This window comes from Buchnera aphidicola (Tetraneura ulmi) (genome assembly GCF_964058925.1).
GTDB classification, from domain to species: Bacteria; Pseudomonadota; Gammaproteobacteria; order Enterobacterales; family Enterobacteriaceae; genus Buchnera_D; species Buchnera_D aphidicola_B.
In genome coordinates, this window is the sequence record NZ_OZ060366.1 from 265,312 (window position 1) to 291,716 (window position 26,405).

The 26,405-nt window shown below is 21.4% G+C and carries 22 protein-coding genes and 1 pseudogene; 15 read left to right on the forward strand and 8 right to left on the reverse strand.

The window, feature by feature from the left end; translation table 11 throughout:
* Positions 1–87 precede the first annotated feature (87 nt).
* Positions 88–1,062: an HTH-type transcriptional regulator CysB gene (cysB, locus tag AB4W66_RS01195; protein ID WP_367675071.1), complete on the forward strand. Its 975-nt coding sequence runs from the start codon at positions 88–90 to the stop codon at positions 1,060–1,062.
* 68 nt (positions 1,063–1,130) lie between these two features.
* Here the strand turns inward: cysB and AB4W66_RS01200 are convergent, their stop codons facing one another.
* Entirely contained in the window at positions 1,131–1,937 is an 807-nt protein-coding gene (locus AB4W66_RS01200; protein WP_367674638.1) for an inositol monophosphatase family protein, read from the reverse strand.
* Between the two features lie 201 nt (positions 1,938–2,138).
* On the opposite strand from AB4W66_RS01200, the gene AB4W66_RS01205 reads away from it, so the two are divergent.
* The 4 genes from AB4W66_RS01205 to glyA all read left to right on the forward strand — a co-directional run bounded on the left by AB4W66_RS01205 (position 2,139) and on the right by glyA (position 5,911).
* Complete coding sequence (locus tag AB4W66_RS01205) at positions 2,139–2,408, forward strand: hypothetical protein (protein WP_367674639.1); 270 nt, start codon at positions 2,139–2,141, stop codon at positions 2,406–2,408.
* 14 nt (positions 2,409–2,422) lie between these two features.
* Positions 2,423–3,217: a 23S rRNA (adenine(2503)-C(2))-methyltransferase RlmN gene (gene rlmN / locus AB4W66_RS01210; RefSeq protein ID WP_367675079.1), complete on the forward strand. Its 795-nt coding sequence runs from the start codon at positions 2,423–2,425 to the stop codon at positions 3,215–3,217.
* 112 nt (positions 3,218–3,329) lie between these two features.
* Positions 3,330–4,604, forward strand: a complete 1,275-nt coding sequence (gene hisS / locus AB4W66_RS01215) for a histidine--tRNA ligase (protein WP_367674640.1) — start codon at positions 3,330–3,332, stop codon at positions 4,602–4,604.
* A 47-nt stretch (positions 4,605–4,651) separates the two neighbouring features.
* Positions 4,652–5,911, forward strand: coding sequence for a serine hydroxymethyltransferase (gene glyA, locus AB4W66_RS01220; protein ID WP_367674641.1), 1,260 nt, complete (start codon positions 4,652–4,654; stop codon positions 5,909–5,911).
* A 225-nt stretch (positions 5,912–6,136) separates the two neighbouring features.
* Here the strand turns inward: glyA and bioB are convergent, their stop codons facing one another.
* The 3 genes from bioB to mfd form a co-directional block, all read right to left on the reverse strand.
* Positions 6,137–7,165 (reverse strand): biotin synthase BioB, encoded by a 1,029-nt coding sequence (bioB, locus tag AB4W66_RS01225; protein WP_367674642.1) that lies wholly within the window; start codon positions 7,163–7,165, stop codon positions 6,137–6,139.
* 305 nt (positions 7,166–7,470) lie between these two features.
* Positions 7,471–8,472, reverse strand: coding sequence for a beta-propeller fold lactonase family protein (locus AB4W66_RS01230; RefSeq protein ID WP_367674643.1), 1,002 nt, complete (start codon positions 8,470–8,472; stop codon positions 7,471–7,473).
* 85 nt (positions 8,473–8,557) lie between these two features.
* Positions 8,558–10,612: a transcription-repair coupling factor gene (gene mfd, locus AB4W66_RS01235; RefSeq protein WP_367675080.1), complete on the reverse strand. Its 2,055-nt coding sequence runs from the start codon at positions 10,610–10,612 to the stop codon at positions 8,558–8,560.
* 234 nt (positions 10,613–10,846) lie between these two features.
* On the opposite strand from mfd, the gene AB4W66_RS01240 reads away from it, so the two are divergent.
* From AB4W66_RS01240 to gap, 5 genes are all read left to right on the forward strand, one after another.
* Positions 10,847–12,064 carry an ABC transporter permease gene (locus AB4W66_RS01240; protein WP_367674644.1) on the forward strand — a complete coding sequence of 406 codons (1,218 nt, stop codon included), beginning with the start codon at positions 10,847–10,849 and terminating at the stop codon, positions 12,062–12,064.
* Positions 12,057–12,743, forward strand: a complete 687-nt coding sequence (locus AB4W66_RS01245; RefSeq protein WP_367674645.1) for an ATP-binding cassette domain-containing protein — start codon at positions 12,057–12,059, stop codon at positions 12,741–12,743. The genes AB4W66_RS01240 and AB4W66_RS01245 overlap by 8 nt, the downstream gene beginning before the upstream one ends.
* Complete coding sequence (locus tag AB4W66_RS01250) at positions 12,730–13,314, forward strand: hypothetical protein (protein ID WP_367674646.1); 585 nt, start codon at positions 12,730–12,732, stop codon at positions 13,312–13,314. Before AB4W66_RS01245 ends, AB4W66_RS01250 begins: the two co-directional genes overlap by 14 nt.
* 65 nt (positions 13,315–13,379) lie before the next feature.
* Positions 13,380–13,991 carry an FtsX-like permease family protein gene (locus AB4W66_RS01255; RefSeq protein ID WP_367674647.1) on the forward strand — a complete coding sequence of 204 codons (612 nt, stop codon included), beginning with the start codon at positions 13,380–13,382 and terminating at the stop codon, positions 13,989–13,991.
* Positions 13,992–14,161: 170 nt separating this feature from the next.
* Positions 14,162–15,157 carry a type I glyceraldehyde-3-phosphate dehydrogenase gene (gene gap / locus AB4W66_RS01260; protein ID WP_367674648.1) on the forward strand — a complete coding sequence of 332 codons (996 nt, stop codon included), beginning with the start codon at positions 14,162–14,164 and terminating at the stop codon, positions 15,155–15,157.
* 212 nt (positions 15,158–15,369) lie between these two features.
* Here gap and fldA read toward each other — a convergent pair whose 3' ends face one another.
* Positions 15,370–15,885, reverse strand: coding sequence for a flavodoxin FldA (gene fldA, locus AB4W66_RS01265; protein ID WP_367674649.1), 516 nt, complete (start codon positions 15,883–15,885; stop codon positions 15,370–15,372).
* Between the two features lie 449 nt (positions 15,886–16,334).
* On the opposite strand from fldA, the gene AB4W66_RS01270 reads away from it, so the two are divergent.
* The 5 genes from AB4W66_RS01270 (at position 16,335) to pfkA (ending at position 23,166) form a co-directional block, all read left to right on the forward strand.
* Positions 16,335–17,081 carry a Nif3-like dinuclear metal center hexameric protein gene (locus tag AB4W66_RS01270; protein ID WP_367674650.1) on the forward strand — a complete coding sequence of 249 codons (747 nt, stop codon included), beginning with the start codon at positions 16,335–16,337 and terminating at the stop codon, positions 17,079–17,081.
* A gap of 179 nt (positions 17,082–17,260) precedes the next feature.
* Positions 17,261–20,059: a 2-oxoglutarate dehydrogenase E1 component gene (locus tag AB4W66_RS01275; RefSeq protein ID WP_367674651.1), complete on the forward strand. Its 2,799-nt coding sequence runs from the start codon at positions 17,261–17,263 to the stop codon at positions 20,057–20,059.
* 26 nt (positions 20,060–20,085) lie between these two features.
* Positions 20,086–21,285, forward strand: coding sequence for a dihydrolipoyllysine-residue succinyltransferase (gene sucB, locus AB4W66_RS01280; protein ID WP_367674652.1), 1,200 nt, complete (start codon positions 20,086–20,088; stop codon positions 21,283–21,285).
* 111 nt (positions 21,286–21,396) lie between these two features.
* A complete protein-coding gene (gpmA, locus tag AB4W66_RS01285; RefSeq protein ID WP_367674653.1) occupies positions 21,397–22,086 on the forward strand; it encodes a 2,3-diphosphoglycerate-dependent phosphoglycerate mutase in 690 nt (229 codons plus the stop codon).
* A gap of 117 nt (positions 22,087–22,203) precedes the next feature.
* On the forward strand, positions 22,204–23,166 hold the full coding sequence (gene pfkA / locus AB4W66_RS01290; RefSeq protein ID WP_367674654.1) for a 6-phosphofructokinase: 963 nt from the start codon (positions 22,204–22,206) through the stop codon (positions 23,164–23,166).
* Positions 23,167–23,265: 99 nt separating this feature from the next.
* Here pfkA and tpiA read toward each other — a convergent pair whose 3' ends face one another.
* The 3 genes and pseudogenes from tpiA to rpsA form a co-directional block, all read right to left on the reverse strand.
* Positions 23,266–24,069 (reverse strand): triose-phosphate isomerase, encoded by an 804-nt coding sequence (gene tpiA / locus AB4W66_RS01295; protein ID WP_367674655.1) that lies wholly within the window; start codon positions 24,067–24,069, stop codon positions 23,266–23,268.
* A gap of 107 nt (positions 24,070–24,176) precedes the next feature.
* Positions 24,177–24,493, reverse strand: a pseudogene (locus AB4W66_RS01300) (integration host factor subunit beta).
* A gap of 97 nt (positions 24,494–24,590) precedes the next feature.
* Positions 24,591–26,282, reverse strand: coding sequence for a 30S ribosomal protein S1 (gene rpsA / locus AB4W66_RS01305; RefSeq protein ID WP_367674656.1), 1,692 nt, complete (start codon positions 26,280–26,282; stop codon positions 24,591–24,593).
* Between the last annotated feature and the right edge of the window lie 123 nt (positions 26,283–26,405).

Consider the following 26,405-nt stretch of genomic DNA (forward strand, 5'->3'; position numbering starts at 1 on the left):
TCTCTGATAACATTATTTCATTAAATTTAATAGATTTTTAAATAAATATTATTTTAAAAAATAATAAAAATTTTGAGGAATAAAGTAATGAAATTACAACAACTACGTTACATTGTTGAAGTAGTTAATCATCAACTCAATGTTTCTTTAACTGCAATGAATTTATATACTTCTCAACCAGTTATCAGTAAACAGGTTAAAATGTTAGAAGATGAATTAGGTATAAAAATATTCTCCAGAAATGGTAAACATTTAACTAGTATTACACCTACGGGAAAAAGAATTGTCCAAATTGCTAGAGATATTCTCTATCAAATCGAATCTATAAAATTAATTTCAGATAAACATAAATGGGTTGATAAAGGCACTTTATACGTTGTTACAACATATACGCAATCTCGTTATATATTACCAAATGTAATAAAAAATTTTATAAAAAAATATCCAAATATTTCATTACATATTCATCAGGGGTCTCCAAAACAAATTGCAACATCTGTCTTAAAGGGTTATGCAGATTTTGCAATTGCTACAGAGTCCTTTCATTTATACGATGATTTATTAATGTTTCCTTGTCATCATTGGAGTCAATCTATTATAGTTCCTAAAAATCACAATTTAGCAAATAAAAAAAATATTACTTTAGAAGAATTATCAGATTATCCATTAGTCACATATACATTTGGATTTGCCGGTAGATCTGAGTTAGATAAAGCATTTAACCGTTTGGGCTTACATCCAAAAATAGTTTTTACAGCAACTAATTCAGATATTATAAAAACTTATGTTCGATTAGGTTTAGGAGTAGGAATTATTGCTAATATGGCAATAGAAAAAAAATTAGATTCTGATTTAGTAAAAATTTCTACAAACGACATATTTAAAGTTAATACAACAAAATTAGGATTTTTGAAAACTACTTTTTTAAGAACATATATGTATGATTTTATAAGTTTTTTTTCTTCTCATTTAACTAAAAATATAATTGATCGAGCATTATCACTATCTTCTAAGAAAGATATCGAAAATATTTTTAAAAAATTTTTATTACCTTCTTTTTAATAAAAATTTTATAAATTAATTTTTTTTAAATTATAAAAAAAATTAAAAAAAACGATTTTTTATATTTTTTATAAAAAATCTTGTATTTTTTTTTGTATTATACGTAAAAATTTATAATTTCCAATCAATGCTACTCCAGATTCAAGATAATTAGAACCACCATTGATATCGCATATTAAAGCGCCAGATTCTTTTAATTGTAATTTTCCTGCTAAAAAAAAACATGGAGTAAAATTACAATGTAATAAACAATCAAATCTACCATTTGCTATGTAAGCTAAATCTAATGTAGGGGAACCAGTACATCGAAATTTAACTTTTTGTAAAATAAGTAAATTGATAATTTTTAAATATAACAACGAAAGTTTTTTATTCATATGTATTTTATCATTAATTGCTACAGAAGAAATAGAAAAATTATGAATTTCACTACATCTAATTCTATATCCATTTAATTGCGCTCCCTTTCCTTTTATTGCAGTAAAAAGTTCATTTTTAAAAGGATCATATATAACAGATATAACTGTATTATTTTTAATTTTTATAGCTATTGAAGTAGAAAAATATGGTAGATTTTTTTTAAAATTATCTATTCCATCAATTGGATTAATTATCCAAATATTTTTCTTTTTTATAAAAGTTTTATTAATTTTATATTGAGATACAATAAAATGATCAGGATAGGATTTTAAAATAATTTCTATCATTTTATTTTGTACAATATTAATTGTATTATTAATAAAATAATCATTTTTTTTTTTGTCTAATATACTTATATTCTTTTGTAAATCATACTTTTGTATTAATAAGTTTCCACCTTTACGAACAGCACGTATTGCAATATTTAACATTGGATGCATATAATTTTTCTCCATAGAATAGTGTTCTAAAATTTTTTAAAAATTAATATATTTTTAAAATAAATAAAAAATAAATAAATTTTATTTATATTTAAGTTTTTTCGTTTAAAATAATATTACTAAAAATTAAATTAAATCTTAATACATTAACAGCAATTAAAATTAATATATACATTTTTTTATTCATAAAAATCATAAATTTATTTTGGATATTATATGTCAAAAAAAATATTTAAATCTTATTTTTTACCAGAAAAATTAAATTTATTAAATTTAGATTACAAAAGTTTATGTAATTTTTTTTTAGAATTAGGAGAACCATCTTTTAGAGCAGAACAAATTATGAAATGGATTTATCATTATTACTGTAATGATTTCATGAAAATGTATAATTTAAATAAAAAATTAAGAAATAAATTAAATGAAATTGCTATAATTTCATCTCCTAAATTTATAAAAAAAAAAAATCATTTGATGGAACAATAAAATGGAATGTTTCCATTAATTCAAATGCAGTAGAAACTGTATATATCCCAGAAAAAAAACGATCTACTTTATGTATTTCTTCTCAAGTTGGTTGTGCTTTAAAATGTAAATTTTGTTTAACTGGTCAACAAGGATTTAGTTGTAATTTAGATGTATCTCAAATAATAGGACAATTGTGGACAGTGTCAAAAATGTTTTTTGATGGGAATAAAGACATACCTTCTCCTATTACTAATGTTGTTTTTATGGGTATGGGAGAACCATTATTAAATCTAAAAAATCTTGTTACTGCTTTAGAAATTATGTTTAATAAATTTTCTTTTGGATTATCTAAAAATCGTGTAACAGTTTCTACTGTTGGAATTGTCCCAGCAATAAATAAATTGAGTACTCTTATTGATGTTTCTTTAGCTATTTCTTTGCATGCCCCTAATGATATTATTAGAGATTATTTAGTACCTACTAATAAAAAGTATAATATATCTTCAATATTAACGTCTGTAAAAAATTATCTTATTAATTCAACTGCTAATCGTAATAAAGTAACAATAGAATATGTTATGTTAGATTCAATCAACGATAGCTTACAAAATGCACGGGAATTATTTTTTTTATTACGAGAAATACCAGTAAAAATTAATTTAATTCCTTGGAATAAGTTTAAAACATCAAATTTTCGTTCTAGTAGTACAGATAAGATAAAAATCTTTTCCGATTTTTTAAAAAAAAAAGGAATTATAACTACTATTAGAAAGAATCGAGGTTCTGATATTTATGCAGCTTGTGGACAATTATTTACTAAAATTTGATTTTTTTACTTTTTTTATTTAATTTTTGTTAAAAATTAATATTTTTAATTTTTTAATTTTTAATATTTTGTTTTTAAACGTAAGTATTTTAAATTGTTTTGAGGAAAAATGAGTGGATCATAAGTTTCAGTCAATGAGAGGCATACATGATTATTTACCCAAAGAAATATATCTTTGGAATTATATAGAAAAAATCTTAAAAAAAATTTTAAAAAATTATTGCTATTCAGAAATACGTATCCCAATTATGGAAAAAACTTTTTTATTTAAAAAGACAATAGGAAGTATTACTGATATTTTTGAAAAAGAAATGTATTCTTTTATAGATTTAGGCGGAAATAAAATTTCACTAAGACCAGAAGGAACTGCAGGTTGTGTTAGAGCTTGTATTGAAAATGGATTATTGCATAATCAAGTACAAAAATTATGGTATTTAGGACCAATGTTTCGATATGAAAGACCTCAAAAAGGAAGGTATCGTCAGTTTTATCAATTTGGAGTAGAAACATTTGGTTACATTGGTATTGAAATAGATTTAGAATTGATTTTAATTACAATTCGTTTATGGAAAAAATTAAATATTTTAAGTAAATTAAAATTAGAGATAAATTCAATTGGTTCTAAAAAATCAAGATCTTTATATGAATCTGATTTAAAAAAATTTTTATATAAAAATAAATTATATTTAGATAAAAAAAGTATACATAGAATGTATAAAAATCCTATTAGGGTTTTAGATAGTAAAAATAAAAATACTCAAAAAATTTTAAAAGATGCTCCTATTTTAAAAGATTATTTGGATAATCTTTCTTCTGTTCGTTTTAAAAATTTATGTATTTTTTTAGATGAAATGAAAATAAAATATGAACTAAATAGTCATTTAGTACGAGGATTAGATTATTATAATGATACTGTTTTTGAATGGAAAATAAATGATGATTCAAGTTCTAAAAAGACTATATGCGCAGGAGGTAGATACGATAAATTAGTTGAAAATATTGGTGGTAAATTTACACCTGCTATGGGTTTTGCTATAGGAATGGAAAGATTGATTTTAATGTATAAAAATTTATCTATTATAAATAAATCAAATTCTCATTTGAATTTAGATATTAATATTTTAATATCAGAACTAGATATTGAATACTTAAAATTAATTGAAAAAATTAGAAATTGCTTTTCTAATTTAAGAATTAAAGTAAATTTTATAAATTTAAGCAAAAAAAAAAAAATTGAATTTTTGAATAATACTAAAATTAGTATTGTTTTATTAATTTTAAAAAAAGATGAAAAATCAAAAAAAATTATTTTAAAAAATTTTAAAACTGGTGAAATTAAAATGGTTTTTTACAAAGATGTTACTACAATATTAAAAAGTATATTTTAGATGGTTTTTTTATGGATTAAAATTACTTTTTAAAAATGAGGAAATATATGTTTTTTTGTAATGAAAAACTTTTTAAATATGATTTAAAATTATGGAATCTTATAGAAAAAGAGAAAAAAAGACAAGAGAATTATATTCAATTAATAGCTTCAGAAAATTATGCAAGTTCGTGTGTAATGGAAGTACAGGGGTCGCAATTAACTAACAAATATGCTGAAGGTTATCCAGGAAAACGTTATTATGAAGGATGTAAATATATTGACAAAATAGAAGATTTAGCTATAAATCGAGCAAAAAAATTATTTAACGTTGATTATGTTAATGTTCAACCACATTCAGGATCTCAAGCTAATTTTGCAATTTATCAAGCTCTATTGTCTCCTGGAGACACTATTTTAGGAATGAGTTTATCTGATGGTGGACATTTAACGCATGGTTCTATAGTTAATTTTTCAGGTAAAATTTATAAATCTATATCGTATGGTTTAAACAAAAAAGAATATATTAATTATGAAGAAATACATTTTTTATCAAAAAAATATAAACCTAAAATGATTGTTGGAGGGTTTTCTGCATATTCAAGAATATGTGATTGGGAGAAAATGAGAAAAATAGCAGACGAGATAAACGCATATCTTTTAGTTGATATAGCTCATGTTGCTGGTTTAGTAGCAGCTAATTTATATCCTAGTCCTGTGAATTATGCTCATTTTGTTACTTCTACCACTCATAAAACTTTAGGAGGTCCTAGAGGAGGTTTAATATTATCTAATTGCAAGAATTTAGAATTATATAAAAAAGTAAATTCTTCAGTTTTTCCAGGAATACAAGGTGGTCCATTAATGCATGTAATTGCAGCCAAAGCAGTGGCTTTTAAAGAAGCATTAAACCCTTTTTTTAAAAAATATCAAAAACAAGTTTTAGAAAATGCAAAATATATGTCTTATTTGTTTCTTAAAGAGGGATATAATATAGTTTCTGGTGGGACAAACAATCATTTATTTTTAATAAATTTAAAAAATAAAAATATTACTGGTAAAGATGCAAGTATGTTTTTAAATAAAGCTAATATTATAGTAAATAAAAACTCAATTCCAAATGATTCTAAAAATGCTTTTATTACTTCGGGTATTAGAATAGGAACTCCTTCCATTACTAGAAGAGGTTTCAAAAAACCAGAGATAAAAAAAATATCATTTTTAATGATGAAAATTTTAGAAAATTATAAAAATATAAATATTATACATTCAGTAAAAAGTGAAGTTTTATCTCTATGTTCAAAATTTCCTCTATATCTAAGAAAATGATTTTTTTATTGTTTAAGTAACTTAGAATTTTTTTAACTGATTTAAAATTTATTAAATAAAAACGATGTATTTTAGATTTTTAATATATTTACAAATATATAATATCTCTCCTTTTAAAAGAGAGATATTTAAATAAAAATAAATTTTTAAAATTTAAATTCATCAACAAATTTTAAAATAGATACAGTTGATAAAAAAATATATTTAGTATAATTTTTAATAAGATTATAAATCAGCATTATAAAAATTTTGTTTTTTAATGAAAGAAGAATCTAAAAAATTTATTTTTTCTTTTTCGTTTTTTTTTGTTATTATTTTTTTTTCGATTTTTAAATTAAGTTTTTTAAATAGATAAAGATCATCTTTTTCATTTGGATTGTCTGAAGTTAATAATTTACATCCATAAAATATAGAATTAACACCTGCCATAAAACACATAGCTTGAGTTTGGTTATTCATTTGTTTTCTTCCAGCTGAAAGACGAATATACGAAGTTGGCATCATAATTCTAGTAATTGCTACTATTTTAATAAAATCAAAAGGATCGATTCCACTATTTTTTTCTAATGGAGTTCCCGTAAAAGGAACGAGCATATTGATTGGAATGCTTTCTGGGTTTTTCTTAAAATTAGATAATTCTACTAGTAATTTAATTCTATCTTCTACTTTTTCTCCCATTCCTAAAATTCCTCCAGAACAAACTTTTATTCCATGTTTTCGTACAAACTTAATTGTTTCTATTCTTTCATCATAATTTCTAGTAGTTATAATTTTTTTATAGTATTCTCTTGAAGTATCTAAATTATGATTGTAAAAATCTAAACCAGCATCTGCTAATTTATTTGCTTGTTTTTCTGTCAATGATCCTAAAGTCATGCATGTTTCTAATCCTAATTTTTTTATTTCTTTAACAATTTTCTGTAAATATGGAATATCTCTATTTTTTGGATTTTTCCATGCTGCTCCCATACAAAATCTAGTTGATCCAATTGATTTTGCTTTTTTTGCAGCATTTACAATTTCTTCAATTTTAAGTAATGGTTCTTTTTTTATTTCTGTTTTATATCTAGAACTTTGAGGGCAATACTTACAGTCTTCTGGACAAGCTCCAGTTTTTATAGAAAGCAAAGTACTAATTTGTATTTCTTGAGGATTAAAATATTTTCTATGTGTTTTTTGAGCTTCAAATATCAAATTAAAAAATGGTTTTTTTGTTAATTCAATTGCTTGTTCATAATTCCAATATTTTTTCATAACACATTCCAAATTGTTTATATTTTATAAATACACCTCTTTTATGGAAAGAGATTTTTTTTATAGATTGAAAAATATAGAATCATTTTTTTTATTTATTTAAATAGTAATTGTATATTTATTTACTTTTTTTTTAATATGAAAAATATTTTTAATTTTTTGTTTTATGGTTTTTTAAAATTCAATTATTTTTTTAAATTTTAATAAAAATATAAGTAATATCTATTATATTAATTTAATTATTAATTGAATATCTAAAAAAAAGTGTTTTATTTTTTATAATTATATATCTTTTTTTTAAATCATTAATTAATTTTGTAAATTAAAGTCCACAAAGGACCTTTTTTAGTTTTATATCTATTGATCAATCTAATTAAACCTGTATTTTTTGATATTTTATAAATGCTAATATGATTAGAAACTTGTCCGGCAGATATTAAAAATTTTCCATTTTCATCTATATCAAACGATCTCGGTTGTTTTTCTGTAGAAAAATTTTTAATTTTTTTTAGTATTTTCGTTTTTTTATTTATGGAAAAAACAGAAATAATACTTTTAAATCTATCTGCTGCATATAGATAATTTTCACAAGGAGATATTTTGATTTCAGAACCCCAAGCTTTTGTTGAATCATTTGAGAAGTCAATCATATTTATTGTTTGAATCAAATTAACTGTATTATTTTTTATTGAAATAGACCATACATCAATTGTACTGTTTAGTTCATTTATAGAATAAATAATTTGATTTTTTTTACTACATATTATATGTCTAGGTCCAGATTTTATTTTTGATTGTAAGATTGGTTGTATTGGATTTAAAAAAATTTTTTTATTTTTTAAAATAAAAAAATAAATTTTATCTGATTTAAGTGATGTTGTAAAAATATAATTATTATTTTTAGAAATAACAACTGAATGACATCCAAATATATTTTTAAAAATTTTTTTTGGTTTTTCAGGAATTCCAAAATTATTAATTTTGCATAAAATTAAAGTATTTGATCCGTATGAACTACATAATAAAAATTCATTTTTTTCATCAATAGAAATATAGTTTAGTGTATTTTTTATTGGTGTTGTATATATTTTTTTTAGGAGTCCGTTTTTTTTAATTTTATAAGTTATGATTGCACAATCAGGTCTAATTCCTGCATATAATAATTTTTTTTTTTTTGAAATTGTTAAAGGTTGTACTTCTCCATTTGTTTGTACTACTTGTAATAAAAATAAATTACCATCTTGAAAAAGACTCCATACTTCTATGCATTGATCTTCTGGACAAGATATATATAAAATTTGTTTCATATTTTATAATCTTAATTATCTTAAATAAAAATTTAATTTTTATTATTTTTTTGGTTAGTTGAATTTAAAATTTTTTGTTGAAAAATTATTTTTTTTTTTTTAATAAATTTATAAAATTTTTTATCCACGATATTCTTTGATTTCCGTTTTCTATTTTTTTTAAAAATTTAATTTTTTTAGAATTAACGATTTTCCATTTACTAGGTTTTGAGTTAATTTTTTGTAATAAATTTTTAAAATTTATTGAATTAATATCATTAAATTCAATAATACCCCCTTTTTCATTAAAATAAATTTTTTTTATTCCTAATTTTGTAGCATAAATTCGAATTTTAGAAATATTTAATAAATTTTTAGCAAAAATTGGCATTTTTCCAAATTTTTTTATTATTTTGTTTTTTAGTATTTTTATTTTTTCTATATTATTAGCAATAGCTATTTTTCTATAGAATTTAATTCTATTATTTATATTAAAAATATATTTTGTAGGTAACAAAGCAGGTATGCATAATTCTATTTCAGTATGTAATTGAAATATTGTTTTTAAAGAAAATTTTTCTCCTTTTTTAAGAGATGAAACAGCTTTTTTAAAAATCTTTTCATAGAGAATCGGTCCAATACTTTCTATATGTCCACTTTGATCTTTTCCTAATATTTTACCAATTCCGCGAATTTCCAGATCTTTTTTAGACAAAATAAAACCGGATCCTAATTTTTGATGTAAGCTGATTGATTCTAATCTTTTTTTTGCATCATAATTAATACTTTCATAATGTTCTACTAATAACCAAATATATGATTTTTTATCTGTTCTTCCTATTCTTCCTCTTAGTTGATGTAATTGAGATAATCCAAATTGATTTGATTGATGCACTAACATTGTATTAGCTCTTGGAATATCAATCCCAGTTTCTATAATTGTAGTACATATTAAAACATTAAAAAGATGTTTTCTAAAATCATTCATAATTGTTTCTAGTTCTGTTTTATTCATTTTTCCATGTGCTACTTTTATTTTTGATTCTGGTATTAATTTTGACAACATTTTAGAAAATCTATTTATACTTTTAACTTTGTTATACAAATAATAGACTTGCCCTCCTCTTTTTATTTCTTTTAAAATTGTTTTTCTTATTAATTTAAGGTCATATTTTTTAACAAAAGTTTTAACTGGGATTTTTTTTTCAGGAGGAGTGGCTATAATAGACAAATCTCTCATTCCATGAATAGCCATATTTAAAGTTCTAGGTATTGGAGTAGCTGTTAAAGTTAATATATCAATATTTAAAAATAAAGATTTTATTTTTTCTTTTTGAGAAACTCCAAATCTATGTTCTTCATCAATAATCAATAATCCTAAGTCAGACCATTCTAAATCTTTAAATAAAATTTGATGAGTAGCAATAACAATATTTATATTTCCCGATTTTATTCCAGAAATTACTTTATATACTTCTTTTTTTGTACAAAATCTAGATAATTTTTTTATTTTAACGTCAAGATACGAAAATCGATCGATAAAATTATCATAATGTTGTTGTACTAATAATGTAGTAGGAACAAGAATAATTACTTGTTTTTTGTTGTTTACTGCTAAGAAACAAGCCCTCATTGCAACTTCAGTTTTTCCAAATCCAACATCTCCACAAATTAATCGATCCATTGGATATTTTTTTTTCATATCGTGAATGACATCATCAATAGCTTTTTTTTGATCAATTGTTACTTTAAAAGGACATTTACTACAAAAAAAGTTGAATTCTTTTTTATTTAAAAAAAAAGAAAATCCTAACTGAGTAGCTCTATTTGCATAAATATCTAATAGTAATGCAGCATCGTCATAAATTTCTTTTATTATTTTTTTTTTATTTTTAGACCAATTTTCGTTTCCCAATTTATTTAAAGTTATATCTTTTTTTGTTTTATTTTGATATTTTGTAATTAAATTTAAAGAAGAAATAGGAACATATAATTTTGTTTTTTTAGCATATTCAATAATAAAATATTCTCCTTCAACTCCATTATTTTGAATTGTAGTTAATCCTTTATATCTACCTATTCCATGTTCTAAATGTACAACAATTTGATTAATTTCCAATTTTTTATGTGTTTTTTTTATTTTAATTTGAATATTATATATATGATTTTTTTTTTTTAAAACGTATTTTTAAATAATAATTTTAAATAGTTAAAAGTTAATAGATTGATATATTTTATAAAAATAAAATTACTTAATAACTTTAAGAAGTTAAAATTGGATATTTTAAATATTTATTTTCTGAATATACAATAATAAAAGTAATACAATAAGATCACGTTTTAGAATTTTATTTTTTTTTATAAATTAATAAATATTTTTATACATGAAAAACATATGAATATAAAAAGAACATATTTTGACATTAAAAATGTTATTTTTTTTATTGTGTTAAGATTTTTTTTTAAAAAAAGAAATTTTTTTTTTGGACATATTATTAATAATATATCTATTTTAGGAATTGTTATTTCCGTATCTGGATTAATTATTTCTTCTTCGATTATGAATGGATTAAATAGTAAAATTACTTCTAATATTTCAAATTTATCGTCTCATATTAATATTTCTATAAAAAAAAATATTTATATTAAAAAAAAACCATTTTTTTTTTTTTCAAATAATATTAATAAAATTATTCCAATAGCTGAAAAGAAAGTAATTATTTATACTAATCGTAATTTTGATGTTGGAAATTTAATAATAGTAAATAAAGAAAATAAATTTTTTTTTAATAACTATAAATATAGTTATTATCATTCAAAATTTGATAATTCAACAAATCGAATTTTTCTAAATAAAAATCTTGCAAAATCTTTAAATATTTCTTTAGGAGAAACATTTTATTTATTTTTTCCAGAATTTAATGAATTAAACAATGATTTCTCTTATTCAAAAAAAAACCATTTTTGTTTTTCTGGGTTTTTTGTTTCAGATAATATTTTTGATCAGAATCAAATTATATTATTTTATAAAAATGATGAAAAAATATTAAACATGATCAAAGAAATGTCTCAAGAATGGAAAATTTGGTTAAATAATCCACTTTTAGTTCAGAAATTTAAAAATAAATATAACAATATTAATTTTTTAGTTACAACTTGGAAAGAACAAGAAAAAGAATTGTATTTTTTAATTATTTTAGAGAAAAATATTTGTAATTTTTTATTTTTTTTAGTTTTTTTAATAGGAATTATAAATATTTTTATATTGATGAATTTAAATATAATTGAAAAAGAAAAAGATTTTTCGATTTTATTAACTTTGGGAATTAAAAAAAAGGATATTTTTTTTATATTTTTTTTACAATTTTTAATAAATTGTTTTTTAGGATTATTATTTGGAAATTTATTTGGAATATTAATTACTAAAAATATTAATTTTTTTATGCAATTAATGTTTACTGATATAGATTTACTAACGATTAAACCAATCATTTTAATTTCAGATATTTCTTTTTTTATTAAAATTACTATTTTTTTTAGTTTTTTTTCTATTTTTTATCCTTTTTTTAAAATGACAAAAATAAAACCTATTAAGGTATTGTCAAATGAATAAAATACCATTTTTATTAGAATGTTATAATGTTTATAAAAAATATAGCTTCAATAAAAAAAAATACATTCTCAGAAATGTATGTTTAAAAATTAAAAGAGGAGATATGATCTCTATCATAGGTGATTCTGGTTCTGGAAAGAGTACTTTTTTGTATTTATTGGGTTTTTTAGAAATACCTACTAAAGGAGAAATTTTTTTTGATAGAAAATCTATTCTAAAAATGAATTCTGATCAAAGAGCTGTATTACGAAATAAAAAAATAGGTTTCATATATCAAAATTATAATTTATTGCTTGATTTTAACTTGTTAGAGAATGTATCTTTACCTTTATTAATTTCTGGAAAAAGCATGAAAAAATCTATAGTTAAATCAAAAGAAATATTATCTTTAGTAGGATTGCAAAAAAAAATTTATTGTTATCCTTCAAATATTTCTGGAGGAGAAAGACAACGAGTAGCAATAGCTCGAGCATTGGTTAATAATCCTAGTTTAGTTCTAGCTGACGAACCAACTGGAAGTTTAGATAGTAGGAATACAAAATTAGTTTTTGATATGTTAAAAGAGTTGAATTACATCAATAATAGTTCATTTGTTATCGTTACTCATGATAAATTTCTTGCAGAAAGTCTTCCTAAACAAAAAATTATGATATCTGGAGAATTATTTGATAAAAAATAATTTGTCTATAAAAAAGAAAATAATTTTATCTTTTCTTATTTCTAACCGGTTTTATAAAGGAAAAAACAGAAATGGTATACAGAAATTGACTTTGTTAATTTCTAAAATTGGAATCATTCTTGGTATGATTATTTTTTTAGTAAGTTTTAGTATTATAAATGGGTTTAAAAAGGAATTAAATGAAAAAATTTTATCTACAATTGGACATATAAATATAGAATGTAAAAACAATAATTTTTATAGATTTAAATTTATAAAAAATATTGTTAAATCTGCAAGCAATAATATTGTTACAGTAAATCCATATATTCGTATTTATGGTGTTTTAAATTCAAAAAAAAACATAGAAACAGTACAAGTTAATAGTTTTAGTTTTTCTAACAAAAAAAAAATTAATCATATTTCTAAATATATAAATACTAATATGTTAAAAAAAATTAAAAACAATTCTCATCAAGTAATTATAGGGTTTGATTTAGCAAAATCATTAAAAATTAAATTAAAAAATCATATTAATTTGTTTATTTCTAGTTCATATGGTTCTAAAAAAAAAAATCTTTTAAATCTATAAAATTAAAAGTAATAGGATTTTTTAAATCGAATAGTTTTCTTGATAAAAAAATAATTTTTATACCAATGGCCGATTTACAAAAATATTTAAAAACTGGAAAAGATAAATATTCTGGATTAGAAATTAAAATTAAAGATCCTTTTTTATCAGAAGACGTAGAAAGTTTAATTTTATCTAAAATAAGAAAAAAAACTTTTTTTATTTATTCTTGGAAGAATGAATATGGATATCTTTATTATGATATTAAAAGTATGAAAACAATTATTTATATTGTTGTCATATTAATTTTTTTAATATCTTCAATTGGAATTTCTTCTATTTCTACTATTTTATTATTAAAAAAAAAAAAAGAAATAAAGATCTTAAAATCCATTGGTGTACAAAATTCAGTTATTCAATTAATATGCTATATCTATGGATTTAGATTTATTATTGAAGGATTAATTTTAGGAGTAATAATTAGTTTTTTTATAGTTTATAATTTTTATTATTTTACAAAAAAGATAAATTATTTTTTAAAATCTATAACTAATATAAAAGAAATATACTTTTTAAAATATATTCCTATATGTTTAGAAATAAAAAATGTTTTTTTTTCGATATTAATTATTTTTTCTTTAGGATTTTTAACGATTTTTTTTGGAATTTTATATATAAAACATAGAAATAAAAAATAGAATTTGAAATTCTATTTTGTTTTATATATAAAAATATGTATAAAAAAATATAAAAATAACAACTTAGTATTTTTTATTAAGTTGAATCTATACATAAACAACAAGTTTTTTGTTTAAAGTAAATTTAATAAATAAATTTAAGATAATTTTAAAAATTTTTCGGAGGAATAATGACTATAAAAGTAGGTATTAACGGTTTTGGAAGAATTGGGAGAATTGTATTTCGATTAGCAAAAAAACGAAAAAATATAGAAATTGTAGCAATTAATGATCTTATTAGTCCTGAATATATTGCTTATTTATTGAAATATGATTCTACTCACGGTCAATATAATGAATCAATTACTGTTGGAAAGAATTTTTTAATTATAAATGGAAAAAAAATTGTAATATTTTCTGAAAAAGAACCAAAAAAAATAAATTGGGGTGATTTTTCTGTTGATGTAGTAGTAGAATCTACTGGATTGTTTTTAACTAGAAAACTAGCATATGGGCATATCATTTCAGGAGCTAAAAAAGTTGTTATTACAGGACCTTCTCAAGATGATACTCCAATGTTTGTTAATGGTGTTAATTTTGATTCCTATAAAGGTGAAAAAATTGTATCTAATGCTTCTTGTACTACTAATTGCTTAGCTCCTATTGCAAAAATAATACATGAAAATTTTTTTATTATTGAAGGATTAATGACTACCGTTCATGCTACTACAGCAACACAAAAAACTGTTGATAGTCCATCTGTTAAAGATTGGCGAGGAGGAAGAGGAATTTTACAAAATATCATTCCATCATCTACAGGAGCAGCTAAAGCTGTTGGAAAGGTTTTACCTGATTTAAATGGAAAATTAACAGGAATTGCTTTTCGAGTACCTATTTCAAATGTCTCAGTTGTAGATTTTACAGTTAGAGTTAAAAACGTTGTAAATTATAAAAATGTTTGTTCTCTTATTAAAAATAAATCATTGAATGAATTAAAAGGAATTTTAGGATATACCGAAGATGATGTCGTATCTAGTGATTTTAATGGTAGTGAACTAACATCAATATTTGATGCTAAGTCTAGCTTATTATTAAATAATAAATTTATGAAATTAGTTTCATGGTATGATAATGAAACAGGTTATTCTAGCAAAGTATTGGATTTAATTAATTTAATTTCTATTTAAATATATATTATTTAAAATAACTTTTAATAAAAAATTAGTATTCATCCATTGAATAAATCTGGAGGGATATAATTTAGTTAAATTTTTAATTATAATTTTATCCTAAGATATAATTAATGGATGTCTATATTTTTTAAAAATTATTAAAAAAAATAAAAATTACGATAATTAATTATTATAAATTTTTTAAAAAAATTTAATATAAATCAGAACTAAATAGAATGTATTTCTAGATTAATTTGATTAACCCATTTTTGGATTCTATTTTTTGTTTTTTTTGCTTGTCTGTCTTCATCAATAGTCATTCCACAAAAATATTTTTTATTTAATAAAGCTTTTGAAGAATCAAAAGAATAACCTTTATTTTCCCATTTTCCTATCATTATAGCTTCTTTTTCTCTAAAAATATTATATAATATTCCTATTGCATCGCAAAAATATTCAGAATAATCTTCTTGATCACCACAACCGAATAAAGCAATTTTTTTATTCTTAAAATTTATTGTTTTTAAAATAGGTAAAAAGTCTTCCCAATCTGATTGAATTTCTCCATAATACCAAGTTGGTGAACCAATAATTAAAATCGAAAATTTTTCTAAATCTTGTTTTGTACAATTTGATATATCATTAATAATTATATTTTTTTTTTGGAAGCATTCTTTAATTTGATTTGCTACAAATTCAGTATTACCCGTATCACTACCATAAAAAATTCCTATTTTTTTCATTTCAACCTCAATATATTTATTTACTATAGATTTTTTTTAATATAAAAATAGCTAAATTTTAGCTGAATTTTTTTATGTATTTTAAATTAAATGTTAGATATTTATTTTTAATTAAATATTTAGAATAAATATCTGTTTTTTAAAATATCTTATAAATAATTTTAATTATAGTACATATAATTAAAAAAACTATTTTTTAATTTTTTATTTTTTTTAATTATTAATTAAACAGTTAATTTTAATTGAAAATTTTTTAAATTATAGTTTTTTTTAAAATGTTTTAAACATGAAATTTTTTCATTAACATAAAGTTATAGAATAAATAAATTAATTGCGATTTATAAAAATTAATGATATATAAAAATATTAATTTAAAAAAAAACATAAAAAATAACTATATAAAAATATTTAAAAAATTTAACTTATTTAAGAAAAATATAAAAAAGAATATGAATAATTTTATATTAGAATATATAATTAATAAAAAATTAAATTCCAAAAGATTTAACGATTTTTCTCCAAATGGTTTGCAAATAGAAGGTTGTTCTCAAGTAAAAAAAATTATTTTCGGAGTAACAGCTTGTCAAAAATTATTAGATTATACAGTAAAAACGAAATCACATGCTTTAATTGTACATCATGGATATTTTTGGAAAGGTGAAAATAAATCTATTGTAGGAATGAAAAAAAACAGAATAAAAACCATATTAGTGAATAATATTAATTTATACAGTTGGCATCTTCCCTTAGATGTTCATCCTAAAATTGGAAACAATGCACAAATAGCTAAAAAATTAAATATTAAAATTTTAGGTTCTTTTTCTAAATTTGGACTTCTTGGAAAATTTAAAAAACATATTTCTGGAAATGAATTATATAAATTAATTCAAAAAAAATTTGGAAAAAAACCTATATATTGTTATGGTGATAATTCTCCAAAAAAAATTAATACAGTTGCTTGGTGTTCAGGAAAGGGACAATCATATATATATGAAGCTTTAAATTTTCAAGTAGATGCTTATATAACTGGTGAAATTTCAGAAGATACAATGCATTGTGCTAATGAAAATAATATTCACTTCTTTTCAATAGGTCATCATGCAAGTGAAAAATTTGGAATACTAGAATTAAATAATTGGATTAGGGAAAAATACAATCTTGAATGCAAATTTGTTGATATAAATAATCCAGCATAATTTTTATATCTATAAATTAAATATCAATTTAAAAAATATTCTAAATTAATAATTATTTAATTAAAAAAAATTTTTTAAAAAATTTGAATTTTAAAAAAAACTTAGATAACTATTTAAAATAGTTTATTTTTAATAATTTTATACAAAAAATTATTTAAAATAAAAAGGTAATTGTATAAATGAAAAAAAAAAATAGATCTTTTTTTTGGATGACTCAAACTAGTTCTTCTTATATCGAAAATATGTATTCTAAATATTTATCTAATCCAAACTCAGTGCATCATAGTTGGTCTTCTGTGTTTCTTGAAATAAAAAAAAAAAATGAAAATTTAAATTTATTTTCTAAAAAAAAAAAAAATGATATTTTTTTAGATAAATTATTAATAGACGACAATAGTGAAAAATTAATAAAAAAAAATGTATCTATAAAAAATAAAATTAAAAAATTAATTTCTTCGTTTCAAAAATATGGTCATTTATATTCAAAAATAAATCCATTAAAAAATTTTAAAAAAGAAAAAGAAAAATCATTAGATATAAAATCATATTGTTTTTCTAATAAAGATTTATCTTATAAATTAAACACTTCTAATTTTTCAAAAAAAAATTCTACTATTAATGTAAATAAACTGTATAAAAAATTGTTAAATAACTATTGTGGTTCTATTGGATTTGAATATATGCATGTTCAATCAAAAAAAGAAAAAAAATGGTTATATGAAAAAATAAATAATTGTGATGAAAATTTTTTTTTAAATTCAAAAAAAAAAATAGAATTGTTAAGAACATTGATTAAATCAGAAATATTAGAACAATTTCTTGCTAAAAATTTTCCAGGAATTAAAAGATTTTCATTAGAAGGTTTAGAATCTTTGATTCCTATTTTAAATGAAATTATTAATTTTTCTAAAAAAAATAAAATTTTTAAAATTATATTAGGAATGGCTCATAGAGGAAGATTAAATGTTTTAGTAAATGTTTTTAAAAAACCAATTGAAGAATTATTTTTTGAGTTTTCTAATAATTATTATGATCCTAATAAAAATGGAGATGTGAAATATCATATTGGAAGAGATCTAGAAATTTTAAATGATTCAAATGAGAAATTTATATTTTCTTTAAAACCTAATCCATCACATTTAGAAATTATTAATCCATTTATTATGGGAGTAGCTCGTGCTGAAATAGAAAATATACAAGAACAAAATATAACCAATTACCAAGAAAAAATAATTCCAATTTCTATTCATGGTGATGCTGCTATTTCAGGACAGGGAGTAATACAAGAAACATTAAATATGTCTCAAACTCGTGCGTTTTCTGTTGGAGGTACAATTCATATTATTTTAAACAACCAAATTGGTTTTACTACTTCTAAAAACATAGATTTGAGATCGACTAAATATTCTACTGACGTTGCAAAAATGATAAATTCTCCTGTATTTCATGTCAATGCAGATGATCCTGAAGCAGTTGTTTTTGTTACTAAATTAGCTTGCATTTATCGAAAAACTTTTAAGAAAGACGTTTTTATTGATTTAGTTGGATATAGACGTCGTGGACATAACGAAGTGGATGATCCTACAGTAACTCAACCTAAAATGTATAAGAAAATAGCTGTTCATCCTACTGTTACTTCTATTTTTTATAAAAAATTAGAAAAAGAAAAAATTATAAATATAATAGAAAAGGATAAAATTTTAATAAATTATACAAAAAAAATGGATTTATGTTATGAAAAATCTATAAAAGAAATAGTAACTGTTATTAAAAAAAACCAACCTAATACACATCATTTTTGTTTAAAAGAAAAATTTGATTTATCTTATGAAAAATTAAAAAAAATTGCTTTAAAAATTAATAAAATTCCTAATTATGTTTCTATGCATCATAGAGTAAAAAAAATATATAATGAAAGAATAGAAATGGCATTAGGAAATATTCCATTTGATTGGGGTGGTAGTGAATGCCTTGCATATGCTATTTTTTTAAAAAAAGGAATATCTTGTAGAATTATTGGAGAAGATACTCAAAGAGGAACATTTTTTCATAGACATGCAGTAATTCATAATCAGGATAATCAATCTATTTATATTCCTTTAAAAAATATTTGTGAAAACCAGGGTAATTTTCGTATTTATGATTCTGTTTTATCAGAATTATCTACTTTAGCTTTTGAATATGGGTTTTCTACTGTTAAGAAATCTTCATTAACAGTTTGGGAAGCTCAATTTGGAGATTTTATAAATTCAGCACAAGTAGTAATTGATCAATTTATTAGTTCTAGTAAACAAAAATGGGGATATAGTTCAAATTTAGTTATTTTTTTACCTCATGGATATGAAGGACAAGGACCAGAGCATTCATCTGCTAGAATTGAAAGATTTCTTCAATTATCTGCTGAGAATAATATGCAAATATGTGTTCCAACTACAGCTGGTCAAATCTTTCATTTACTTTTAAGACAAATAGAAAAAAATATTTCGATTCCATTAATTATTATGACACCTAAATCTCTTTTAAGAAATCCTTTATCAAAAACTCATTTAAAAGATTTGTCAAATGGAAAATTTAAAAAAATAATAATTGAAAATTATAGTAGTTGTAAAAAAAATTTCAAAAAAATTGTTTTTTGTACTGGGAAAGTTTTTTATGATTTAATTTCTTATCAAATAAAAAATAAAATTAAAGGAATAATTTTTTGTCGAATTGAACAATTATATCCGTTTCCTAAAAAAGAAATACAAAATTTATTTAAAAAAGTAAATTTTGTAAAAAAAATAATCTGGTGTCAAGAAGAACCTGAAAATCAAGGATCATGGCAACATATTCAATATAATTTTAAAAAAATTATTCCAAATTATTGTAATAATTTAATTTTTATAGGAAGACCTAGATCTTCTGTAACTGCTGTTGGATATATATATGTTCATAAAAAACAACAAAGAAAGATTATAGAGTCTGTTTTTAATCTTTAGTTATTAATAATAGGATTAATTTCATAATGAAAAAAAGAAATATTTATACTATTTCTGTACCCGATCTTCCAGAATCAGTTAATGATGCATCAATAGTAGTTTGGCATAAAAAAATTGGTGAAAGAGTTAAAAAAAATGAAGCTATTGTAGATATTGAAACTGATAAAATTACTTTAGAAATAACTGCTGTAGTAGATGGATTTTTAGAAGTTATTTTAGAAAAAAAAGGAAGTATTGTAAAATCTAATCAAGTAATAGGAAAAATAAATACAGAAAATACATCTTTTTTTTCAAAAAAAAATGATAATATAGAAAAAAAATCAAAATCTATGATTGATTTGGAAGAAAAAAATAAAAATAAAAATTTCGATCAAATCTCTTTGTCTCCTTCTAATAGACGATTACTTAAAATAAAAAAAATAGAATTTAAAAAAAATCAAAAAAAAATTGATCTTGAAGAAACTATTTTGAAAAAAAATAATATAAATAACCATCTAAAAAGTAAAAATACTAAAGATAAAAAAAAAAGGAACAAAAATGTAATTCCAATGTCAAGAATTAGAAAAAAAATTTCTGAAAAACTATTATTTTCTAATAATAACACAGTTATGACAACTACTATTAATGAAGTAAATATGAAACATATAATAGAATTAAGACGAAAATATGAAAAGAAATTTTTGGAGAACTATGGAATTCGATTAGGATATATGCCTTTTTATGTAAAATCAGTAGTCGAGTCTTTAATAAAATACCCTGAAATTAATTCTTCTATTAAAGAAGAAAACATAATACAGTATAATTATTATGATGTGAATATAGCTGTTGCCACAAAAAAAGGATTAGTAACTCCAATATTAAAAAATGCAGATTTAATGAACATGGATGAAATAGAAAAAAAAATTAAACAATTTGTATTAAAGGGAGAAGAAGGTTCATTAACTTTGGATGATTTATCCAATGGAACTTTTACTATTAGCAATGGTGGAATATTTGGTTCTCTTATTTCAACTCCTATCATCAATTACCCGCAATCTGCTATATTAGGTATTAATAATATTAAAGATCGTCCAATCGTTGATAATGGAACAATAAAAATTTTTCCAATGGTTTACTTATCTCTTTCTTATGATCATAGATTAATAGATGGAAAACTAGCAATATGTTTTTTAAATTCAATCAAAGACATACTAGAAGATTTTTCTAGAATTGTATTAAAAATATAATGATTTTTTATATAAAAATTCTTTCTAAATTAGTAGTTTTTTATTGTTATTATTTTTATAAATTTTAAAAATTAATGTTCTATTTTTATTTTATAAGTTATGGAGTTTAAAATGTTAGTAAAAAAATTAGTTTTAGTCAGACATGGAGAAAGTGAATGGAATCAAAAAAATAAATTTACAGGATGGTATGATGTCAAATTATCTAAAAATGGAATTAATGAAGCAATAAAAGCTGGTAAATTATTAAAAGATAAAAAATTTAATTTTGATTATTCATATACTTCTTTTTTAAAAAGAGCTATAAATACTTTAAATATTATCTTAGACGAATTGGAATTATCTTGGATCCCATGTAAAAAAACATGGTTTTTGAATGAAAGACATTACGGTTCCTTACAAGGATTAAATAAAACAGATACAGAAAAAAAGTATGGATCAGAACAATTATATTTATGGCGTAGAAGTTATAAGAGTTTTCCACCTAAAATAAAAGAAAATTTTTCATTTTCAGGATTTGACAATCGTTATTTAAAGATTAAAAAAAATGATTTACCTAAATCTGAAAGTTTAGAAAAAACTTTTGAAAGAGTAGTTTTATATTGGAATAAGAAAATTTTACCAAATTTAAAAAATGGAAAAAAAATATTAATTGTAGCTCATGGAAATTCTTTAAGAGCACTAATAAAATATTTAAGTAAAATAAATGATTCTGATATTGCTGATGTAAATGTTCCTACTGGAAAACCATTAATATACGAATTTGATAAACAAATTCATGTTATAAAAAAATATTTTTTATAAAAATTAAATTTTAAAAACAACTTATTTTTTTATTTTATTAAAATTGTGAATAAACATAAAAAATGTTTCTTAAAAAAGAATTTAATCGTATTAATTCAAATATTGAGAGATAAAAAAATGATAAAAAAAATTGGAGTTTTGACAAGTGGAGGTGATTCTCCTGGTATGAATGCAGCAATAAGAGGTGTTGTTAGACGAGCAATTTCAGAAGGTTTAGAAGTATATGGAATATATGATGGATACCTTGGATTATATCAAGATAGAATGAAAAAACTTGATAGATACAGTGTATCAGATATAATTAATAAAGGTGGTACATTTCTTGGTTCAGCTAGATTTCCAGAATTTTGTAAAAAAAAAATACAAATTTTATCTATTAAAAATTTAAAAAATAGAAAAATTGATGTATTAATAGTAATTGGAGGAGATGGTTCTTATATTGGTGCAAATTCGTTAACCAAACTAGGCATTCCATGCATTGGTATACCTGGAACTATCGATAATGATGTTGCTGGGACAGATTACACAATTGGATATTTTACAGCATTAGAAACTGTAGTAGAAGCTATTGATAGACTTAGAGATACTTCATCCTCTCATCAAAGAATTTCTATTGTGGAAGTAATGGGTAGATTTTGTGGTGACTTAACATTAGCTGCTGCTATTGCTGGTGGATGTGAATTTATTGTAATACCGGAAATTTCTTCAACAAAAGAAGAATTATTAAAAGAAATAAAAATAGGAATTGAAAAAGGAAAAAAACACGCTATTGTGGCAATAACAGAATACATTTGTGATGTAAATAAATTAGCCAAATATATTGAAAAAAACACAAAAAGAGAAACAAGGGCAACAATACTAGGGCATATCCAAAGAGGAGGAGCTCCAGTAGTATTTGATCGTATTTTAGCCTCTAGAATGGGATCTTATTCTATTGATTTATTATTAGATGGATATGGTGGAAGATGTGTTGGTGTACAAAATGAAAAAATGGTTAATCATGACATAACTGATGCTTTAAATAATATGAAAAAACCATTTAAGAAAGATTGGTTAGAAACAGCAAAAAAACTATATTAAATCTATTTTTTTAATATCTATTTTTTGTATATAAAAAATTCTATTTTTTTATTTAATTTTAATTAAATAAATTTCAAATAAGAAAATATTTTTTATCGATTAAATATTTTCTTTTTTATTTGTATAGTATGAATTATAAATAATTTTTGAAAAATCTTTATGAGATAAAGATGCTGCTCCAACTAAAAGACCATCTGAACCTCCTTTTTTAAATATTCTTTGAACATTATTTGAATTTACTGATCCACCATAAATAACAAAAAAATTTTTCACCTTTTTTGGAAATATTTTTTTTTTGATGTAATTTTTAATAAATGAAATAATTTCATTTATTTCTTTTAATTCAGGGATTTGACCAGTTCCAATTGACCAAATTGGTTCGTATGCAATAATCGAATTATTAAACGTTTCATCTTTGTGTTCTAGTAAATTAAATATCTCGTCAATTTGTTTCTTACAAATAATTTCTGTTTGTCCTAATTGTTTCTCTTTTTTTGTTTCTCCAATACATAAAATAGGAATTAAATTACATGATTTTACTATTTTAAATTTTTCTGAAATAGATTTTTCACTTTCTAAGTGATATTTTTTTCTTTCAGAATGTCCTATTAAAACATATTTAACTCCGATATCTTGTAACATTAATACGGATGTTTCTCCGGTATACGCTCCAAAAAAATGTTTATCTATATTTTGAGCTCCTATGTATATTTCATCTTTTTTAAATAAATTTCTTTTTACTTCTAATAGATAAACATGAGGTGGTAATAATATTAAATCGATACTTTTTAAAATATATCCAGGTATCAAAGAAATTTTTTCTAATAGATTTTTAATCAAAATTAAATTTCCATTTAATTTCCAGTTAGCAATTATTATTTTTTTTTTAGTTAAAATAGTCATTTTTTTTAATTTTATGTTGAATGTATATTATATGAATGAAAAATAAGCTATGATTTAAATCAATAAAAGCTTATTTTCCAATTTCTTAAATTATTTTTTTTTTACAATTAAAAGAATTTATTATTATTTTTTTTTAAATTTTTATTAAAAATATTTATTCTATCTCTAAGTTGTTTCCCAGGCTTAAAATACGGAATATATTTTTCTTCTAGTTGTAGTAAATTTCCATTTTTTGGATTCCTTCCAATTCTAGGTTTTCTATATCTTAATGTAAAACTTCCAAAACCTCTAATTTCTATTCTTTTACCATTAGACAAAGATTTTAAAATATAGTTAATTATCCTTTTGATCATTTTTTCAACAATCTTTCTAGAAATATTAGTTTTTTTTTAGCTATTTTTTTTAATAATTCTGATTTATTCATAGAATCCTTTTTTATATTTTTAAAATATTTTTTTTTAATTTAGAAACTAAAAAAACAATTTTTTTATGAATTATCAAATCTATAAAAATTTAAGAATTTATAAATTTTTATCTTTATTAGAAAATTTCAATAATTCTAAAGTTGTAGACAACATTTGTTGTTTTTCTAATTTTTGATTATTATCTTCTTTATTTAAAGAAATAATATTTTCCATATTTATTGGATACAATTTATTCAATATTAAAATATTTAAAATTCTTTTTTTTCTATTAATACTAATTATTTTTAATTTAATAATATCATTAACTTTTAATTCATTTATTTTTTTTATTTGAATTAATATATTTTTTAAATTTATTTTTCCTATTAATTCTTCATTAATTTTTGTTAATATTGTTTCCTTTTCTACAGATATTATTTCTAAAGATATCATTGAACCTATTTTTTTATTTTTTAAATAACGATTGAATATATCTTCTTTTATTTGTTTTATACCTAAAGAAATTCTTTCTCTTTCAGAATCTACTTGTAGTACTACAGCTACAATAGAGTCTCCTTTTTTATATTTTTTTACTGCTTCTTCTCCTGTAGAATTCCAAGATATATCTGATAAATGTACTAATCCATCTATATTTCCATCTAAACCAATAAAAATTCCAAAATCAGTTATAGATTTAATTTTTCCATTTACTTTATCACCTTTTTTATATGATTTTTCAAATAATTTCCATGGGTTTTCTAAACATTGTTTAATTCCTAAAGAAATTCTTCTTCTTTCTTCATCAATATCTAAAATCATAACATCAACTTTTTTATTAACTTGAACTACTTTTGATGGATGCACATTTTTATTCGTCCAATCCATTTCAGATACATGAACTAATCCTTCAACTCCTTCTTGAATTTCAACAAAACATCCATATTCAGTTAAATTAGTTACCCTTCCAGTTATTTTAGAACCTTCTGGGTATTTTTTAGATATTTCTATCCATGGGTCTAAACCTAATTGTTTCAATCCTAAAGAAACTCTAGTTTTTTCACGATCAAATTTCAATATTTGAACAACTATTTCTTCTCCTACACTAACAATTTCACTTGGATGTTTTACTCTTTTCCAAGCCATATCAGTTATGTGTAATAATCCATCTACTCCTCCTAAATCAATAAAAGCTCCATAATCAGTTAAATTTTTTACAATTCCTTTTATATTTATTCCTTCTTTTAAACTTTCCAATAAAGCACTTCTTTCCACACTATTTTCTAATTCTATTACAGCTCTTCTAGATACAACTACATTATTCCTCTTTTTATCTAATTTTATCACTTTGAAATCTAATTCTTTTCCTTCGAGATGAATTGTATCTCGTATTGGTCTTACATCTACTAAAGAACCAGGTAGAAATGCTCGTATATCGTTTAATTCAACAGTAAAACCACCTTTAACTTTTCCGTTGATAACTCCTACTACAGTACTTGAATTAAAAAAAGAATTTTCTAATTTTATCCAAGCAGCATGTCTTTTAGCCTTTTCTCTTGATAAAATAGTTTCTCCAAAACCATCTTCTATTGCGTCTAATGCAACTTCTACTAAATCTCCTATTTTTACATCTGTTTTTCCTTTATTGTTTTTAAATTGTTCTATTGGAATAGACGATTCAGATTTTAATCCTGCATCTACTACTACTGTCTCTTTATCTATAGATACGACAATTCCATTAATTATAGAACCAGGTTGTGTTTTTATTTTTTGTAAAGATTCTTCAAAAAGTTGATGGAAAGATTCTTTCATATTAATATTTTTATTTACATATCGTATTAATTTCTAATTAACTTCTTGTTAATTGAAATTATGATTTATCCCAGTTCAAATCCATATTATGGAGTGATTATATATTGGTAAAATTTTATTTTT

Excerpts from the sequence above, each read along its gene's own strand:
- AB4W66_RS01270 (WP_367674650.1), top strand. The coding sequence starts at position 16,335 with ATGAATAATTTTATATTAGAATATATAATTAATAAAAAATTAAATTCC.
- tpiA (WP_367674655.1), bottom strand. The coding sequence starts at position 24,069 with ATGACTATTTTAACTAAAAAAAAAATAATAATTGCTAACTGGAAATTA.
- gap (WP_367674648.1), top strand. The coding sequence starts at position 14,162 with ATGACTATAAAAGTAGGTATTAACGGTTTTGGAAGAATTGGGAGAATT.
- rpsA (WP_367674656.1), bottom strand. The coding sequence starts at position 26,282 with ATGAAAGAATCTTTCCATCAACTTTTTGAAGAATCTTTACAAAAAATA.
- AB4W66_RS01205 (WP_367674639.1), top strand. The coding sequence starts at position 2,139 with ATGTCAAAAAAAATATTTAAATCTTATTTTTTACCAGAAAAATTAAAT.
- AB4W66_RS01255 (WP_367674647.1), top strand. The coding sequence starts at position 13,380 with ATGGCCGATTTACAAAAATATTTAAAAACTGGAAAAGATAAATATTCT.
- fldA (WP_367674649.1), bottom strand. The coding sequence starts at position 15,885 with ATGAAAAAAATAGGAATTTTTTATGGTAGTGATACGGGTAATACTGAA.
- AB4W66_RS01200 (WP_367674638.1), bottom strand. The coding sequence starts at position 1,937 with ATGGAGAAAAATTATATGCATCCAATGTTAAATATTGCAATACGTGCT.
- AB4W66_RS01245 (WP_367674645.1), top strand. The coding sequence starts at position 12,057 with ATGAATAAAATACCATTTTTATTAGAATGTTATAATGTTTATAAAAAA.
- AB4W66_RS01230 (WP_367674643.1), bottom strand. The coding sequence starts at position 8,472 with ATGAAACAAATTTTATATATATCTTGTCCAGAAGATCAATGCATAGAA.
- glyA (WP_367674641.1), top strand. The coding sequence starts at position 4,652 with ATGTTTTTTTGTAATGAAAAACTTTTTAAATATGATTTAAAATTATGG.
- pfkA (WP_367674654.1), top strand. The coding sequence starts at position 22,204 with ATGATAAAAAAAATTGGAGTTTTGACAAGTGGAGGTGATTCTCCTGGT.
- gpmA (WP_367674653.1), top strand. The coding sequence starts at position 21,397 with ATGTTAGTAAAAAAATTAGTTTTAGTCAGACATGGAGAAAGTGAATGG.
- sucB (WP_367674652.1), top strand. The coding sequence starts at position 20,086 with ATGAAAAAAAGAAATATTTATACTATTTCTGTACCCGATCTTCCAGAA.
- AB4W66_RS01240 (WP_367674644.1), top strand. The coding sequence starts at position 10,847 with ATGAATATAAAAAGAACATATTTTGACATTAAAAATGTTATTTTTTTT.
- AB4W66_RS01275 (WP_367674651.1), top strand. The coding sequence starts at position 17,261 with ATGAAAAAAAAAAATAGATCTTTTTTTTGGATGACTCAAACTAGTTCT.
- bioB (WP_367674642.1), bottom strand. The coding sequence starts at position 7,165 with ATGAAAAAATATTGGAATTATGAACAAGCAATTGAATTAACAAAAAAA.
- cysB (WP_367675071.1), top strand. The coding sequence starts at position 88 with ATGAAATTACAACAACTACGTTACATTGTTGAAGTAGTTAATCATCAA.